At 74.7% G+C, this 16,427-nt stretch carries 16 protein-coding genes; 8 read left to right on the plus strand and 8 right to left on the minus strand.

The window, feature by feature from the left end:
• Positions 1–157 precede the first annotated feature (157 nt).
• Positions 158–898: an alpha/beta hydrolase gene (locus tag ACFZP7_RS32900; RefSeq protein ID WP_385637747.1), complete on the plus strand. Its 741-nt coding sequence runs from the start codon at positions 158–160 to the stop codon at positions 896–898.
• Positions 899–934: 36 nt separating this feature from the next.
• Here ACFZP7_RS32900 and ACFZP7_RS32905 read toward each other — a convergent pair whose 3' ends face one another.
• Entirely contained in the window at positions 935–1,672 is a 738-nt protein-coding gene (locus ACFZP7_RS32905; RefSeq protein ID WP_228899634.1) for a PH domain-containing protein, read from the minus strand.
• Between the two features lie 130 nt (positions 1,673–1,802).
• Positions 1,803–2,654 (minus strand): LysR family transcriptional regulator, encoded by an 852-nt coding sequence (locus tag ACFZP7_RS32910; RefSeq protein ID WP_385637749.1) that lies wholly within the window; start codon positions 2,652–2,654, stop codon positions 1,803–1,805.
• An 81-nt stretch (positions 2,655–2,735) separates the two neighbouring features.
• Here ACFZP7_RS32910 and ACFZP7_RS32915 point away from each other — a divergent pair, with 81 nt between their 5' ends.
• Both ACFZP7_RS32915 and ACFZP7_RS32920 read left to right on the plus strand, forming a co-directional pair.
• Positions 2,736–3,230 carry a cupin domain-containing protein gene (locus ACFZP7_RS32915; RefSeq protein WP_385637751.1) on the plus strand — a complete coding sequence of 165 codons (495 nt, stop codon included), beginning with the start codon at positions 2,736–2,738 and terminating at the stop codon, positions 3,228–3,230.
• A gap of 15 nt (positions 3,231–3,245) precedes the next feature.
• Positions 3,246–3,605 (plus strand): DoxX family protein, encoded by a 360-nt coding sequence (locus tag ACFZP7_RS32920; RefSeq protein ID WP_062137773.1) that lies wholly within the window; start codon positions 3,246–3,248, stop codon positions 3,603–3,605.
• On the opposite strand, the gene ACFZP7_RS32925 is transcribed toward ACFZP7_RS32920, so the two are convergent.
• The 5 genes from ACFZP7_RS32925 to ACFZP7_RS32945 form a co-directional block, all read right to left on the minus strand.
• Entirely contained in the window at positions 3,598–4,299 is a 702-nt protein-coding gene (locus tag ACFZP7_RS32925; RefSeq protein ID WP_385637754.1) for an ATP-binding cassette domain-containing protein, read from the minus strand. The genes ACFZP7_RS32920 and ACFZP7_RS32925 overlap by 8 nt on opposite strands.
• 11 nt (positions 4,300–4,310) lie before the next feature.
• Positions 4,311–5,270: an ABC transporter ATP-binding protein gene (locus ACFZP7_RS32930; protein ID WP_385637756.1), complete on the minus strand. Its 960-nt coding sequence runs from the start codon at positions 5,268–5,270 to the stop codon at positions 4,311–4,313.
• On the minus strand, positions 5,239–7,005 hold the full coding sequence (locus tag ACFZP7_RS32935) for an ABC transporter permease subunit (RefSeq protein ID WP_385637759.1): 1,767 nt from the start codon (positions 7,003–7,005) through the stop codon (positions 5,239–5,241). The genes ACFZP7_RS32930 and ACFZP7_RS32935 overlap by 32 nt, the downstream gene beginning before the upstream one ends.
• Complete coding sequence (locus ACFZP7_RS32940; RefSeq protein WP_385637762.1) at positions 7,002–8,489, minus strand: ABC transporter substrate-binding protein; 1,488 nt, start codon at positions 8,487–8,489, stop codon at positions 7,002–7,004. The genes ACFZP7_RS32935 and ACFZP7_RS32940 overlap by 4 nt, the downstream gene beginning before the upstream one ends.
• Before the next feature lie 69 nt (positions 8,490–8,558).
• Positions 8,559–9,062 carry a Fur family transcriptional regulator gene (locus ACFZP7_RS32945; protein WP_385637764.1) on the minus strand — a complete coding sequence of 168 codons (504 nt, stop codon included), beginning with the start codon at positions 9,060–9,062 and terminating at the stop codon, positions 8,559–8,561.
• 220 nt (positions 9,063–9,282) lie between these two features.
• Here ACFZP7_RS32945 and ACFZP7_RS32950 point away from each other — a divergent pair, with 220 nt between their 5' ends.
• The 5 genes from ACFZP7_RS32950 (at position 9,283) to ACFZP7_RS32970 (ending at position 14,593) form a co-directional block, all read left to right on the plus strand.
• The gene (locus ACFZP7_RS32950; protein WP_385637766.1) at positions 9,283–9,516 is read left to right on the plus strand and encodes a ferredoxin; all 234 of its coding nucleotides are present in this window, start codon (positions 9,283–9,285) and stop codon (positions 9,514–9,516) included.
• Between the two features lie 109 nt (positions 9,517–9,625).
• Positions 9,626–11,212 carry an ABC transporter substrate-binding protein gene (locus ACFZP7_RS32955; RefSeq protein WP_385637768.1) on the plus strand — a complete coding sequence of 529 codons (1,587 nt, stop codon included), beginning with the start codon at positions 9,626–9,628 and terminating at the stop codon, positions 11,210–11,212.
• Positions 11,209–12,159, plus strand: coding sequence for an ABC transporter permease (locus tag ACFZP7_RS32960; protein ID WP_322501924.1), 951 nt, complete (start codon positions 11,209–11,211; stop codon positions 12,157–12,159). Before ACFZP7_RS32955 ends, ACFZP7_RS32960 begins: the two co-directional genes overlap by 4 nt.
• Complete coding sequence (locus tag ACFZP7_RS32965; RefSeq protein ID WP_385637771.1) at positions 12,156–13,016, plus strand: ABC transporter permease subunit; 861 nt, start codon at positions 12,156–12,158, stop codon at positions 13,014–13,016. Before ACFZP7_RS32960 ends, ACFZP7_RS32965 begins: the two co-directional genes overlap by 4 nt.
• Positions 13,013–14,593 carry an ABC transporter ATP-binding protein gene (locus ACFZP7_RS32970; RefSeq protein WP_385637773.1) on the plus strand — a complete coding sequence of 527 codons (1,581 nt, stop codon included), beginning with the start codon at positions 13,013–13,015 and terminating at the stop codon, positions 14,591–14,593. The genes ACFZP7_RS32965 and ACFZP7_RS32970 overlap by 4 nt, the downstream gene beginning before the upstream one ends.
• Positions 14,594–14,655: 62 nt before the next feature.
• Here ACFZP7_RS32970 and ACFZP7_RS32975 read toward each other — a convergent pair whose 3' ends face one another.
• Entirely contained in the window at positions 14,656–16,293 is a 1,638-nt protein-coding gene (locus ACFZP7_RS32975; RefSeq protein WP_385637776.1) for a (2,3-dihydroxybenzoyl)adenylate synthase, read from the minus strand.
• Positions 16,294–16,427 lie beyond the last annotated feature (134 nt).

The following is a 16,427-nucleotide window of genomic DNA, read 5'->3' on the forward strand; positions in this document are numbered from 1 at the left end:
GGGGCATGCCGCCCCTGCTACCTTCCGGGAGGCCGTGCGTGAGACCGAGGAGGTGGTACCCGTGAACCGATGTACAGGGGTGCTCTCCTCCTCAGCCACGGTCGGGCGCTAGGTCGCCCGGGAGCGCCGTTCGACAGCCCTCCCGAAAGGCACGACCATGCGCTTCACCTCCGAACAGCGCCTCGACGACGGCGTCCGCGAGCGCGCGTTCACCCTGGGTGAGATCCCCGGCATCCTGTGGACCCCCGCGTCCGCGTCCCCGCCCACTGCGGCGCCGCTGATCCTGCTGGGACACCCGCCGCTCGGACTCCACCGGATGTACCCGCGGCTGGCGGCCCGCGCCCGGCATGCCGCGGCCGACGGATTCGCCTCGGCCACCATCGAGTTGCCGGGAAGCGGTGACCGGCCCCGCCTGCCCGGTGTCGAACAGGCCCGCGCCGAGCTGGGCCGTGCGGTGCGGGCGGGCGAGCGGGTCGGCGACGAGATCGTCGACGCCCTCGTCCTGCCGTTGGTGGAGCGGGCGGTCCCGGAATGGCGGGCCGCGCTGGACGCGCTCCTGGCGCTGCCGGAGATCGGGGGCCCGGTGGGCTACTCGGGCGGAGTCATCTCCCTCGGCGTCCGCCTCGCGGTGGTCGAGCCGCGTATCTCGGCCGTCGTGCTCTTCGCCGGGAGCTTCGTGCCGCGCGTCATCCTGGAGGAGGCGCGTCGGGTCACCGTCCCGCTGCACGTCCTGCTGCAGTGGGACGACGAGGGGAACGACCGGCAGGCGGCCCTGGACCTGTTCGACGCCTTCGGCTCCCGGGAGAAGACGCTGCACGCCAACATGGGCGGCCACACCGGCGTACCGGAGTTCGCAGCGGAGGCCGCGGGCCGGTTCCTCGCCCGGCACCTGGGGTGAGGCCGGCGTTCGTCGCCACCGCCGGACGGCTTCGGCTCACAGGCGGCGGCGTCGTCCGCGGCGCAGGACGGAGGTCACGTAGACGACCAGGCCCACCGCCGGGAAGGTGCCGAAGAGCGCATAGGCCATGAGGTCTTCCGGGACGCCGTCCAGTACGTCGGTGGTGAGGCCCACGGCGAGGAACAGCCCCAGGGCGAAGAAGGCCGAGCAGCCTCCCGCGAGGGCGGCGACGGTGCCCGACGTCATCGCGTGGCCCTCGGTCTTGGCCGTGACGGCGTTCATCTTGGCGGTGACCTCGGCCACCGGCGCCCAACCGGCTCCGCGCCGCCCCACCCAGAGGTCGCGCAGGAAGCCCAACTCGGCTTCGAGAGGGCGCACTTCGCGTTCGTTGAGGTGGGGCAGCCAGAGCCGGCGGCCGTCGCGGTCGTAGAGCGCCACGACCCTGGCGGGCAGGCCGTGCTCGGCCGCGCCCGGGACCCGTTCGATCCGGATGTCCTGCACGTCCTCCCACGCCACCCGCCTGGTCGCGAACGCCGTCCGGATCAGAATGTGGTCCTCGTGGACGACCGTCACCGCGCGCCGGATCGCGGCGGCCACCCAGACGCTCAGGAGCAGGAGAACCGCGATGACGGCGGCGGTGAGCCACCAGGGAGCGTCGACGTCCAGGACGACGGACAGCGACGCCGCGATCAGCACGGTGGCCGCGGGCACGAGCACCTCGACGGCGATCCCGCTCCTCATGCCGTAGCGCCGCAGCCCCGGATCGTCGGTCATCGACTGCTCACACCCCTTCGCAACCTCCGCCCGCCGGCCGGCGTGAGCGGGCCGGGCGGTGTGGCGTCCGCGGAGCGCTCAGCCTACGGGCGGGGAGGGGGAACGCCAACGGCCTCGTCCCGACGCGCGCTCAGCGGCGGTACACGGCTGTGGCGGTCTCCACGAAGGAACGGATCAACGGGTTGGTGTCCCCTTCGTTCCACACCGCCACCACCCGGCTCGGCGCCATGTCGACCAGCGGCACCACGGCCAACTCCGCCGGCGGCTCGTGCCCGAGGGGTGCCAGGCCGACCGTGCCGTTCCACAGCACGGCCTGCAGGCATTCCTGGACGGCGCGCACCACCGGGCCCTCGCGGGCGCTCCCTCCGTGCCAGTACGACTGCCAGGCGGGGTCGGTGCCCGGCGGGAACCGGAACCAGCGGCGGTCGCTCAGCTCGGCCAGCCGCAGCCGGGCGCGGCGGGCCAGTGGATCGTCGGCGCGCAGCACGGCGCCGACCGGGTCGGTGCGCAGCACACGCACCGTCAGGGCGGTCTCGTCGAACGGTCCCCGGGTGAGGGCGACGTCCACCAGCCCCGCGCGCAACCCGCACGTCGGGTCCGTCAGGTCCGTGTCGCGCACCCGGATGTCCATGCCGGGGCGGCCGCGGCGGTGCGCGGCGGCCAGCGCGGAGATACCCGGGTCGGTGCCGTCGCCCAGGATGCCGACGGTGAGGGTGGCGGGGCCGGCCGCCGCGCTCACCCGGTCCCGCACGAGGTCGGCGCGGTCCAGCAGGGCCCGCGCCTCGTCGAGGAGCACCCTGCCCACGGGAGTGAGGGTGACGCCGGCAGGCGAGCGGGCGAGGAGCAGGGCTCCGACATCGGCCTCCAAGCGCTTGATCGCCCGGCTCAACGGCGGCTGGCTCATGTGCAGTCGGGCGGCGGCCCGGCCGAAGTGCAGTTCCTCCGCGACGGCCACGAAGTAACGCAGGGTCCGTAGCTCCACGGTGCAACGATACCCATGGGGTATCGGCGTCGCGCAAAGGGTGTTGGACGGCCGGGGTGCCCCGGCGGTCCACTGATCGACATGACCGAAGAAGTGAACACCGGCAGGCCGCAGCCCGCCCCCGCCGTGTCCGTGACCGGCCCCGGTGAGGGCGAGACGATCGTTCTCGGTTCCACACGCATGCGCGTGCTGGAGGACGGCAGCCACACCGGACACCGCCTGGCGATCGCCGAGTCCGTCCTCGCCCCGCACACCCAGGGTCCGCCGCAGCACCGCCACGGCCGGCACGACGAGGGCTTCTACGTCCTCTCCGGCACCGTCCGGTTCACCGTCGGGGCGGAGGTGCACGACGCCACGCCGGGCACGCTCGTCATGGTGCCGCCCGGCGTCCCGCACACCTTCGCGACCCCCACCGACCGGCCGGCCGTCATGCTCAGCACCTTCACCCCCGACTTCTACGTGCAGTACTTCCGGGATCTCGAGGCGGCGCTCGCCGGCGGCCTGCCGCCGACGCCGGAGGTCACCCTCGACCGGATGAGCCGCTACGCCACCGAGCCCGCCACAGACCTGACCTGACCTGACCGAGGAACGATGAACATCGCCTACTGGATCGCCGCGGGGCCGCTCGCCCTGTTCTATCTCTACGCGGGCACGCTGAAGCTCGTCCGCGACCCCGATCGGCTGCGGCCGATGATGGCCTGGGTCGACCGGGTGCCGCTGCCCGCCCTGAGGGCGCTGGGTGCCCTGGAAGTGCTGGGCGCCGCCGGCCTGGTCCTGCCGGGGCCGACCGGCATCGCGCCCGCTTCGGCACCGGCCGCGGCCCTCGGCTTCGTCCTCCTGCAGGCCGGCGCGATCGTCGTGCACCTGACCGGAGGGGACCGCCGGATCGCACTCAACGTCACTCTCGCCGTCATCGCCGCCGCGGCCTTCTGGACGGCCGTCGTCAGGTGACCCGGCCCGCCCCCGCGCCGTCGCGCAGCTCCACCACCCGGTCGGCGAAGTGCCGTACCACCGCCCGGTCGTGGCAGATGAACAGGTATCCCAGACCGAATTCGTCCTGGAGGTCGGAGAGCAGGCTCAGCACACCCGCGCGTACGGAGGCGTCGAGCGCCGACACCGGTTCGTCGAGGACGAGCAGCCGGGGCTCGGAGGCCAGAGCGCGGGCGATCCCGGCCCGTTGGCACTGACCCCCGGAGAGTTCGTGCGGGCGCCGGTCACCGTAGGAGGGGTCGAGACCCACCCGGTCGAGCAGTTCGGCCACCCGGGCGGGTCCGTCGGACCGGTGCCAGGCGCCCCGCACCTTGAGCGGCTCGGCCACCGCGTCGCGGACGCGGTGGCGCGGGTTGAGGGAGCCGTACGGGTCCTGGAAGACGGGTTGCATGCGCGGGCGCAGCGGGCGCAGTTCGCGCTCCGTCAGGGTCGTCAGCTCCCGGCCCTCGAAGCGGACCGTCCCGCCGTCGGGCCGGCGCAACTGGAGCACCGCGAGGGCCGTGGAGGACTTGCCGGACCCCGAGGGGCCGTTGAGGGCCAGGGTCTCACCGGCGTCCAGGGTGAAGGAGAGCTGGTCCACGGCGGTCACCGGACCGTAGCGGACGACGAGGTCGCGGACCTCCAGCAGGGGGTGTTGCGCAGGAGGGTGGTTCACAGGAGGGTGGTTCACACGAACTCCCGGAGGGGGTCGGACAGGTCGTCGGCGTGGTGGCAGGCGACCAGACGCTCGTCCACGGCCCGCGCCTCGGGCTCGCGGTCGTGGCACGGGCCGGTCGCCAGGGGGCAGCGCGGCGCGAAGGCGCAGCCCGGGCCGAGAGCGCCCGGCGCGGGCGGGGAGCCGGGGAGCGCCGGCAGGCGACGGAGCCGGGGGCCGTCCTGCGGGAGGGACGCCAGCAGGCCCGCCGTGTAGGGGGCTCGGGGACGCCCGAGCACCTGCCGGACCGGGCCGAGTTCGGCCGCCCGGCCCGCGTACATCACCAGTACCCGGTCGGCGTGTTCCCGTACGACCTCCAGGTCGTGGGTGACGAGCACCAGCGCGGCGCCGACCGCCTCCCGCTGCTCGGCGAGCACCCGCAGCACCTGCTCGCGGCGCTCCTCGTCCAGAGCGGTGGTCGGTTCGTCGGCGACGACGACGTCGGGCTCGTTGACCGTCGCCATGGCGATCACCGCGCGCTGCCGCATGCCGCCCGAGTACTCGTGCGGGTAGGCCCGAGCCCGGCGCGCCGCGTCCGGGATGCCGACCCGGTCCAGCGCCGCCACGGCGAGGGCGCGCGCCCGGCCACGGGACAGGCCCTGGACCGACCGTACGGCGGCGGCCAGTTGGTCGCCGACCGGGTGCACGGGGGAGAGGGCGGACAGGGCGTCCTGCGGAACGAGGGTGATCCGTCGCCCGCGTTCCGCGGCGAGGTCGGCGGAGCCCCGCAACCGCACGCCGCCGCCGGTGGTCGCACCGCGCGGCACCATGCCGAGCAGCGCCCGGGCGGTGAGGGACTTGCCCGCGCCCGACTCCCCGACGAGGGCGAACACCTCGCGTTCCCGGACCTCGAAGCTCAGGCCCCGGACCGCCTCGACGGGACCGAACGCGACCCGCAGGTCACGCACCGACAGCAGCGCCTCGTGCGACACGGGCGGTCTCCTTTCGTACCGTTCGGCCGGACGGGCCCTTCGCCGCCCTGCCCTGCGCGTACGCCGCCCCGGACACGGCCAGCCCCGCCAGCAGGGCCAGCGCGACCGCCGGGGCGAGGGCCGCCCAGGGGGCGCGTTCGATGTACGCGCGCGACTCGTCCAGGAGCAGCCCCCACTCGGGGGCGGGCGGCTGGGCGCCCAGGCCCAGGAAGCCCAGGGAGGCGAGGGCCAGGGCGATGCCGGGCAGCCGCAGCAGGGCGTGGCGTGCGACCGGGGCCGCGACGGACGGCAGGACGTGCCGGGTGAGGATCCACAGGGGCGATGCGCCGATGGCGCGTTGGGCGGTCAGGAAGGCCGACGCCCGCACCTCCTGCACCAGCGCTGCCGCGTGCGCGGCCAGCGGCGGCCAGGAGATGAGCGCGACGGCGAGGGCGGCGCCGCCGGTGCCGGACCCGGCCGCCGCCGCGACCAGGATGCCGACGATCACCGGCGGCAGAGCGTTGGCGATGTCGGCCGCCCCCGCCGCGACGCCCGGCAGGAAGCCCAGCGCCAGCCCGGCCAGGAGACTCAGCAGGCACACGGCCGCCGCCGTGCCGACCGTGGAGGCGGCCCCGTGCCCGAGCCGGGCCAGTACGTCGCGGCCCAGTCCGTCGGTGCCCAGCGGGTACGCCCAGGACGGCGGTGCCAGCCGGGCCGTGGTGTCGACCGCGTACGGGTCGCGCAGCAGCCCCCAGCCGATCGCCGTCAGCAGGACGGCGGCGAGGGCGACCGGGATCGCCGGGTGCGCCCGCACCGGGCGGGGCGGGGGCAGCGCGAGCCCGGCGTCGCGCAGGGCCGGTCCCAGCAGCCGGCGCCGTACGAGGGCGGCCAGCGCGCCGGTGACCAGGCCCAGGGCGAGGAGTGCGAGGACCGAGCCCTGAAGGAGCGGCAGGTCCTGCGACTTGGCCGCGCCCAGCGCGGTACGTCCGATGCCGGGCACCGCGAACACGGCCTCGACGGCCACCGCGCCGCCCGTCAGGCCGACGGCGACCATCCCGAACTGGGGGACCAGCGGCGGGACCACGCGGCGCAGCGCGGCGGCCGCGATCCGGGCCCGGCTCACGCCCGCGCCCCGCCACAGCTCCACCCATCGTTCGTCCAGCACGGCGGGCAGGGCGTCCGCGACGAGCCGGCCGAGCAGACCACCCGCCGGGACACCGAGCGCGAGGGCGGGCAGGACCATGTACTCCGGCCCCTGCCAGCCCGAGGTCGGCAGCCATCCCAGCCACACGCCGCACACCAGCAGCGCCACGGTCGCCAGGAGGAATTCGGGCACGGCGGCGGCCATGGCGGCGAACGCCCCGGCCGATCCCCGCCCGCGCACCAGTACGGGGGCCACCAGCGCCACGGCCAGCAGCACCGCCACGGTCAGCGCGGCGGCCATCAGACCCAGCGACACCTGGAGTCCGGAGAGGACCGACGGCAGGATCTCCGTCCCGGACACCCACGAGGTGCCGAGGTCGCCCCGTACCAGCCCGGCCGCCCAGTCGCCGAGCAGGGAGAGCGGACCGGCGTCCAGCCCCAGGTCACGGCGGACGGCGGACAGCGCCTCCTCGGTCGGCTCCTGTTCGGCGGACCGGGCCCGCAGCACGGTCAGGGCCGGGTCCCGGCCGGAGAGCCAGGGCAGCAGGCCGACGGCGGCGAGGACGGCGAGCAGGCAGACGGCGCGGGTCGCCCCCGCTGCGAACCGCCTCACTTGACGTGCGTGTCGAGCGTGACCAGCTCCCGCTCGCGCGGGTCGTGGGCCGCGCCGACCACGTCGGCGGCGTCACCCTGGATCACGCGCTCGTGGAGCATCGGCACGGCCGCGTCGGTGGCGAGCACGGCGGCCTCGGCGTCGATGACCGCCTGTCGGCGGGCGTCTCCCGTCGGCGTGGCGCCCGCCTTGTGCAGGGCCTTGTCCACGGCCGGGTCGGCGAGCTGGGAGATGTTGAAGGAGCCGTCGGAGGCGAAGTCGCTGTAGAGGTAGGCGGCCGGGTCGCCGGAGTCCAGGACGGTGGCCCGGGAGAGGATGAACGCGTCGAACGCGCCCGCCAGGGCGTCCGATTCGATGTTGGCGTACTCGCGGACCTCCAGCTTCACCCGGAACCCGGCCTTCTGCAGCTGCTGCTGCAACGCGGCGGCGACCTCGGGCAGTTCCGCCCGGTCCGTGAACGTGCCGATCGTGATGGTCCGGCCGTCCGGGTCGCCCGCCTTCGCCCGGCGCACCGGCTCGCGCAGGCCGGACGCCCACGGCAGCGCGGGGCCGAGCAGCCCTTCGGCCACGTCCGCCCTGCCCTCGTACACGCCCTTCACTATCGACTCGGCGTCGATCGCCTCCCGGGCCGCGGCCCGCAGCGCGGGGTCCTGGAAGGCGCCCTTCTCCGTGTTGAGGTACAGGGTGTTGGTGCGCGGCATCGGGACCTCGGTGATCAGGTCCTCGTCCAGCAGCGCGGCCTGCGAGACGGGCACGGCCTCGACGATGTCGGCCTCGCCGCTGCGCAGGGCGGCGGCGCGCGCGGTGCCGTCCGGCACGAACGTGACGTCGATGCCGGGGGCCTTGGCGGTGCCGCCCCAGTAGTCGTCGTAGCGGTCGAGGGCGGCGGAGGAGGTGCCGTTGACGCGGGTCAGCTCGAAGGGGCCGGTGCCGGCGCCGACCGGGTTCACGGTCTTCCCCCGGTATGCCTTGGCGGCGAGGATCGACAGCTGCGGGGAGCTGAGCCGCTGCGGAACCAGGGGGTCCTCCTCGGCGGTGGTGACGGTCACGGTGGCGGCGTCCACCGCCTCGACGGTCAGCTCGACGCCGTCGAGGATGCGCGGCTTGGGCGAGGCGCCGGCCGCCTTGGTGAGGGAGCGGACCACGGCCTCGGCGGTCAGCTCCGTGCCGTCGTGGAAGGTGACGCCCTCACGGAGGGTGAAGGTCCAGCTCCGGCCGGACTGCTTCCACTCGGTGGCCAGCGCGGGCCGCGCGTCGCCGTCCGCGTCCAGCTTCACCAGCGTCTCCGCCGTCGACCAGCGGGACAGCTTGAAGGCGTCGTCCGAGAGCGGGGACAGGCCCGACCGCGGCGGCTGCATCATCGCGACGCGGACGCGCTCGCCGGCGTCGGTGCCCGTGGCTTCCGTGGCGGCGAAACATCCGGTGAGCAGGGCGGAGGCGGCGAGGGCCGCCGGGAAGGGCAGGAGACGGGCAGGGACGCGCACGGGTCACTCCGGGTAAAGGGCCGGTCAATGGTTGAGCGTGCGACGACCGTAGCACGATGACAATCATTTTCAGGAGTCGGCCCGGCGGTCCCCGCGACCGCCTCGCGGGGGCGGGGGCTCGGCGGCGGTGCGGCGGTGCTCGGTGCGGCAGGGGTCGCAGACTCCGGACAGTTCCACCGTGTGCTCGACCTCGGCGAATCCCATGGTCTCGGCGACCTCGTCCGCCCACCGCTCGACCGCCTCCGCTTCCACCGCCGCGCTCAGCCCGCAGTCGCGGCAGACGATGTAGTGGCGGTGGCCGTCGGTGGGCCGGTGCCGGTAGAGCCGTTCTCCGGTCCGGTCCCGTACGACGTCGACGCGGCCCGAGCGGTCCAGGGTGTGGAGTGTCCGGTACACCGTGGTCAGGCCGATGGTGACGCCGTCGGCCTCCAGAGCCTCGTGCAACTCCTGCGCGGAGGTGAAGCCGGTCCGTCCGTGCAGGGCGTTCAGGACGGCCGTCCGCTGCCGCGTGGGGCGCCACGGCGCGGAAGCGGCCGGCTGGGCGTCGGGGTGGGGCCGCAGGTCTCTCGTCATGATGGCGGTTCGTCCTCTCGTGGGCCGCGTGTCCGGTCCGGCGCGTCGAGACGTAGCACATGGTAATCATTTTCAGCCCGTATCGGAGTTGATCGATGTGGGGCGTGTCCCGGACGTGGGGCCGGAGTGTGGATGACTAGTTGAATATGGATGTCGTTTGCGCTTAGCTTCTGACTGCCGCGTCGTCGGCCGCGTGTGCGGCCACAGGGGAGGGGCCCTCATGACCTTGGCAGGCCAGGCTTCCGGAGCCGGCAGAGTCAGCGCCGAGCGCGAACGGTGCGTCGGGGCGGGACAGTGTGTGCTCGCGGCGCCGGCCGTGTTCGATCAGGACGAGGACGACGGGTTGGTGCACGTCCTCGTCGAAAGCCCGTCGGTGTCCCAGGCGGACGCCGTGCGCGACGCCGTACGGGCCTGCCCCTCCGGGGCCCTCACGCTCCGACAGCCCGCGGCCTGACCGTTCGCGGGGCGACGGCGCGGCCGGTCCCGCAGAGCACCCCACTCGCCGTCCCGGGCCCGTCGGCCCCCGCGCGCACATCACTTCACGCAGAACGTCAAGGAGAAGCATGTCCAGACAGATCGATCGCCGCGCCTTCCTCCGTCGCGGCGCGGCGGGCGCCGCCGCTCTGGCGGTGGGGCCCGGCCTGCTGGCGGCGTGCTCCACCGACGGACCCGGCACCGACGGCAAGCCGGGAGCAGGCTCCTCGCCCCGCTCGGGCGGCACGCTGCGGGCCGCCTTCACCGGCGGCGGAGCCTCCGAGACGCTCGACTTCTTCAACGGCCCGTCCGCCCTGGACCTGGTGCGCGCCCGGGCGTGGCACGGCACCCTGGGCAACCTCGACCCCAACGGTCCCGACGGCGTGCGCTACGGCGTGCTCCAGGGGATCGACGTCTCCGACGACCTGTCGACCTACACACTGCGCGTACGGCCCGGCGTCCGCTTCACCGACGGCTCCGAACTGACGTCCGCCGACGTCCTGCACTCGCTCAGCGTCCTCGCGGCCCGGAGCAAACTGCCCGTGTACCGGCTCGCCGCCGCCAACTTCGACCTCGCCCGCGCCAAGGCGGACGGGGACCTGAAGGTCGTCCTGCCCACCCTGCGGCCCATCGCCGACGGGCGCCTGATCCTGTGTCAGGGCAACTTTCTGGTCGTCAAGGACGGCACGGAAGTCTTCCGCAAGGGCATGCCCAGCTGTGGCCCCTTCCGGCTGGCCGAGTTCACGGCCGGCCAGGGTTCGGCGTTCGAGCGCTACGACGACCACTACGGCCACGTGCCCCACCTCGACGGTCTGGAGCTGCGGTCGATCGCGGACTCGACCGCCAGGGCGGGGGCCCTCACCGGCGGTGAGATCGACTTCGCGCACGACCTCTCGCCGGTCACCGCGCGCACCCTCACCGACGATCCGAAGGTCGAACTCGCCCCCACGGAAAGTCCCTACCTCGTCGGCCTCTCCTTCCAGATGAACATGAACGCCAAACCCTTCGACGACCCGCGCGTGCGGGAGGCGTTCAAACTCGCGGTCGACCGCGAGGCGATGGTGAGGACCGTGTTCCACGGCGAAGCCGAGATCGGCAACGACCTGCCCTCCATCGGCTTCCCCGACTACGCGGACGGCGTCCCCCAGCGGGCGCACGATCCGGAGCGCGCCCGCGCGCTGCTCCGGCAGGCCGGAGCCGACGGGATGGAGATACGGCTGACCACGGGTCCCGAGACACCGGGCATGACCGAGACGGCCGCCCTCTTCGTCGAGGACCTGAAGAAGGTCGGCGTGCGCGCCTCGGTCCGCGAACTGCCCGCGGGGCAGCTCTACGCCGACTTCCCCGCGTACGCGGCGCTGCCCCTGGCCGGTGCGTACCAGATGCCCATCCCCGCGCTGTCCGCCTACCAGATGAGCACGGCGGGCGGATCACCGTCGGCCTTCGGCTGGAAGAGGCCCGACACCGACGCCCTGGTGGCGAGGGCACGCGCCGAGAGCGACCGGGCGCGGGCGGAGGAACTGGGCACCCGGGCCCAGCGGACGCGGTGGGCGGAGGGCAACCAGGTGCTTCCGGTCTTCAAGCCGAACCTGAACGCCCAGGCCAAGGGGGTCGACGGGATACGGGACGACCTCTTCGAGCAGTTCCCCGGCTTCTCCCGGGCGTCGCTGGCGTGAAGCTGCTCGCCTTCGCCGCCCGTCGCCTCGCGGGAGCCGCCGTCCTGCTCGTCCTGCTGTCGGCCGCGGTCTTCGCGGCCACGGCGGTCCTCCCGGGAGACGCGGTCAGCGCGGTCGCCGGCATGGACGCCTCCGCGGCGCAACGCGCCGAGGTCCGGGCCGGACTCGGGCTGGACCGGCCGGCCGTCGAGCGGTACGCGGACTGGGCGGCGGGCGCGGTCCGGGGGGATCTCGGCCACGGCTTCGTGGGGGAGAGGCCGGTTGCCGAGGTCATCGCCACCCGCCTGCCCAACAGCCTGCTCCTCGCCGGCCTCACCCTCGCGGTCACCGCGCCGCTCGCCGCGCTGCTGGGCCTGTGGACCGGCTTGCGCGGCGGCGGCGCCGACCGCGTCGTCTCGACGGCCGCCCAGATCCTCGCCGCCGTACCGGAGTTCGTCGTCGCGGCCTTGCTCGTCGCGGTACTGGCGGTGTGGCTGGAGGTGCTTCCGCGCGTCTCCGTCATCCCCCTGGGAGGCACGCCGCTCGACGTCCCGCACGCGCTGGTCCTGCCCGTGCTGACGCTCAGCACGGTGGGCCTCGCGGTGGCCACCCGGCTGCTGCGGGCCTCCGTCGCGGACGTGGCGGGCACACCGTACTGCGAAGCCGCCCGGCTCAACGGAGTGCGCGGCGTGCGGCTGGCGGTGCGTCACATCCTGCCCAACGCCGCCGGTCCGGCCGTCCAGGCACTCACCCTCACCACGGGGGCGCTGGTGGGCTCCGCGGTGGTGGTGGAGAACGTCTTCGACTACCCGGGGATCGGCCGGGAGCTGCAACTGGCCGTCGCGGCCCGGGATGTACCGATGGTGCAGGGCATCGCCACCGCCCTGGTCGCGGTGATGCTCGCGGTGCTGCTGCTGGGCGACCTCTGCGCACGCCTGCTGGGGACACGGGAGGGGCACGGCCGATGACGACGGCCCCGACACCACCGCACCCCCGTCCGCGCGCGGCCCGTCCCGGTCCCGGCGGCCGCCACCGGCCGCCACTGCTCACCGGATCGATGACCCTGCTGGTGCTCCTCCTCGCCCTGCTGGGGCCGCTGGCCGCGCCGCACAGCCCCACCGCCCATCTCGCGGCGCCCTTCCAGCAGCCGGACGGACAGTTCCTCCTGGGCACCGACGTGCTGGGCAGGGACGTGCTGAGCCGGTTGCTCGGCGGCGGCCGTGCCCTCGTCCTCACCGCGCTGGCGGGGACGGCGGCGGCAGGCACCGTCGGACTGGCGGCCGGCGTCCTGGCGGCCATGGTCTCCCGCCGGCTGGGCGACCTGCTGGTCCGCTGCGTGGACGCCCTCGCCGTCCTCCCCGCCCTCCTGGTGGTGCTCGTCCTCGCGGCGGGGTTCCCCGGCAGCGACGCGGCGCTGATCGCGGCCGTCGCGCTGGCCACCGCCCCCTTCTCCACCCGGGTCCTGCGGGCCGCGGCGGACACCGTCCTGAGCAGCGGGTACGTCGAGGCGGCCCTGGCCCGCGGCGACACCCGGCGAGCCGTACTGCGCCACGACGTGCTGCCCAACATCGCCGGTCCGGCCCTCATGGACACCGCGCTGCGCCTGGTCGCCTCCTTGCACCTCACCGCCACCGCGGGCTTCCTCGGCCTGGGCCCGGCGGGAGCGGCGCCCGACTGGGGACGCATGGTGAGCGAGAACGCTCCCGGCGCGACCCTCGCCGTCACGCCGTTCCTCGCCCCCGCCCTGTTGCTCGTACTGCTCTCCGTCTGCGTCGGCCTGCTGGCCGGACGGCTGGCGGACACCGTGGGAAGGGGCGCCGCATGACCGGCCGTCCGACCGGCCGCCCGACAGGGACGGACCCGCTCGCCGCGATCAGCGGACTGTCCCTCGGCCCCGTGACCGGCGGCCCGCCCGTCCTGCACGACGCCGACCTGGCGGTGCCGCGCGGGCGGGTGCTCGGGGTCGTGGGCCGGTCCGGCTCCGGCAAGAGCAGCCTGGCGTACAGCCTGCTCGGGCACGTCCGCCCCGGCCTGGAGGTCCGTGCCGGAACCGTCCGGGTGGCCGGCCTCGACCCGTTCGACCGCGAGCACGCCCGCCGCTTGCGGGGGCGAGTGGTGTCCTACCTCGGGCAGGATCCCGCCTCCTCGCTCAACCCCGCGCTCCGGATCGGCACGCAGATCGCCGAGGCGGTGCGCCTGCGCTCGGGCGCGACGCGCGCGCACGAGGTCCGGGCGCGCGTCGAGGAGCTGCTGCTGTCCGTACGGCTGCCGGCCGACCGGGAGTTCCGGCGGCGGCTGCCGCGGCAGGTGTCGGGAGGACAGGCCCAACGGGTGGGTCTCGCCCTCGCCTTGGCGGGCGCGCCCGGCCTGCTGGTCCTGGACGAGCCCACCAGCGGTCTGGACACGGTCCTGGCGGACGGGATGCGCGGCCTGCTGGCCGAGGTCCTGTCCGACGGGGACCGGGCGGCGTTGCTGGTCAGCCACGATCCGTCGTGGATCGCGTCGGTGGCGGACGAGGTGATCCGTCTGGACGGGGGCCGGATCGCCGGCGCGGGAGCGCCGAAGGCGCGGAGGCCGGCTCCGCCCTCGCCCGCCGGCGCCCCGACCGCCGTACCCGGCCCCCGGAGCGCCCGGCGCACCGGCACCGACCGGGCGTTGTCCGTGCGCGACCTGGACGCGGCCCACGGGCGCACTCCCGTGCTGCACGGCGTCTCCCTCACGGTGCCCGCGGGTTCCTGGACCGCCGTCGTGGGCCCCTCGGGGTCGGGCAAGACCACCCTCGCCCGGTGTCTCGCGGGGCTGCACCGGCCCGCGCGGGGGAGCGTCGAGTGGGAGGAGGACACCGGGGAGCGGGGACGCGGTGCCGCGGTGCAGCTCGTCGCGCAGGACGCCCGCGGGGCCCTCAACCCCCGGGAGTCGGTGGAGGCCGCCCTCATGCGCCCCCTGAGGGGGGTGGGGGGCCTTCCCCGGGACGCCGCCGCCCGTGAAGTCTTGCGGCTGCTCGCCCTGGTGGGGCTGGAGGCGGACGTGTCGGCACGCAGGCCGGGGGAGCTGTCGGGAGGCCAGCGCCAACGCGTGGCGCTGGCCCGGACGCTCGCCGCGCAGCCCCGTGTCCTGGTCTGCGACGAGATCACCTCCGCCCTCGACGCGGAGACGGCGAGCGGGGTGCTGGACCTGCTGGACTCGCTGCGGCGGACCCTGGGGACGACGGTCGTGACGGTGACGCACGACGTGACGTCCGCCGCCCGCCGTGCCGAGCGGGTCGTCGTCCTGGACGCGGGGCGCGTCGTCGAAGCCGGACCCGCGGACCGGGTGCTGACGGCCCCCGCGCACCCCGTCACCCGACGGCTGCTCGCCCACGCCGACGGGGTCGCCCTCGTCGCATCGGAACACCGGCGGTGAAGGTCCGCTCACGGCGGACGGGAGGAGCGCCCCGGTCACCGGGCGCTCCTCCGCGCCGCGCGTTACGCCCGGGGCAACCGCCGTGCCAGCGCGGCCTTGTCGACCTTCCCGACCGCCGTGAGCGGAAGATCCGCGACCGGCACCACCTCGTCCGGCGCCTTGAACCCGGCCAGACCGCACTCCCGGAGATGGGCGGCGACCTCCCGCGCGCCGGGCGCCGCGCCCGGGCAGACGACGAAGGCGACCGACCGCTCCCCCCACCGCTCGTCCGGCACACCGACCAGCGCCGCGGCCGTGATCGCGGGATGGGTCAGCAACTGCTCCTCCACCTCGGCCGCGGCGACCTTCTCACCGCCGCGGTTGATCTGGTCCTTGATCCGCCCCACCACCACGAGGTGACCGGAGGGCAGACGCCGCACCACGTCCCCGGACCGGTAGAAGCCGTCCGGGGTGAACGCCGTGCGGTCGTGCTCCTCGGCGCGGTAGTAGCCCCGCAGCGTGTACGGGCCCCGGGTCAGCAGTTCGCCGGCCGTGCCGTCCGGCACCGGCGCGCCGTCGTCGTCCACCACCAGCACCTCGTCGTCCGGCGAGACGGGCCGGCCCTGGGTGGCGCAGATCAGGTCCTCGGAGTCGTCGAGGCGGGTGAGGTTGATCAGGCCCTCCGCCATGCCGAAGACCTGCTGCACGGTCACCCCGAGCGCGGGTCCGAGCTTGCGGGCATGGTCCTCCGGCAGCCGTGCCCCGCCGACCTGCACGACCGCGAGGCTCCCGAGGTCCCAGGAGCCGGCGGCGGCCTCCTCCGTCCAGTGGGGGACGAGCGGCGGCGTCAGCGAGGTCAGGGTCACACGCTCCCGCTCGACGAGGGCGAACGCCGTCTGCGGGCTGGGGTCGGGTGCGACCACGACGGTTCCCCCGGCCATGAGGGTGCCCAGCACCCCGGGGCAGGCGAAGGCGAAGTTGAACCCGAGGGGCAGCACCGCCAGGTACACGGTCCCCGCGTCGAGCGCGCAGACCTCGGCGCAGGCGCGCGCGTTGTAGGCGTAGTCGTCGTGCGTGCGCGGGATGAGCTTCGGGAGGCCCGTCGTCCCGCCGGACAGCAGCAGGAGAGCGACGTCGGAGGCGTGCGCCCCGCCGTCGTCGGAGCCGGGAAGGGAGGTGAGGGGCGGGTCCGTCCGCAGCGTCTCGAAGGAGACGAAGCCGTCGTCGGGTCCGGGATCACCGACCACGACGACATGCCGCAGCGAGCCGTCAGCCCCCTGCTCCGCCCGCACCTCGCGCATCAGTCGCCGGTGGTCGAACCGGGCGTGCCGGTCGGGCACGACACAGGCCACGGCACCCGAGACACGCACCAGATGGCCGATCTCCCGGCGCCGGTGGCCCGGCATGGCGTGCACCGGAACGGCACCGAGCCGCTGCAACCCGAACCAGACCAGCAGGAACTCCGCGCGGTTGGGGAGCTGCACGACCACGCGGTCGCCCCGGCCCACCCCGAGTCCGCGCAGTCCGCCGGCGACACGGTCCGCCTCGGCGTCGAGCTGGGCGTAGGTCCACCGCCGATCGCCGTCGACCAGGGCGACGCGCTCCCCGTGGCGGGCCGCTCCCGCGCGCAGACGCGCGCCGAAGGTCACCCCCTCCCAGTAGCCGGCGGCTCGGTAGCGCGCCGATTCGGCCTCGGACCAGGTCCGTCGTGTGTCGGTCATGGGGCTCCACCTCTCATTGCCGGGCCTTCGGCTCTGGCGCCGACTCCCGTCATGTGATTACGATGTGAACGATCGAAATGATAATCATTTCTATCTGGCGGGGGTCAGCCCCGCGCCGTGAAGCCCTCGGCGGC

The sequence above is a fragment of the Streptomyces sp. SudanB5_2050 genome (genome assembly GCF_964272335.1).
GTDB classification, from domain to species: Bacteria; Actinomycetota; Actinomycetes; order Streptomycetales; family Streptomycetaceae; genus Streptomyces; species Streptomyces rochei.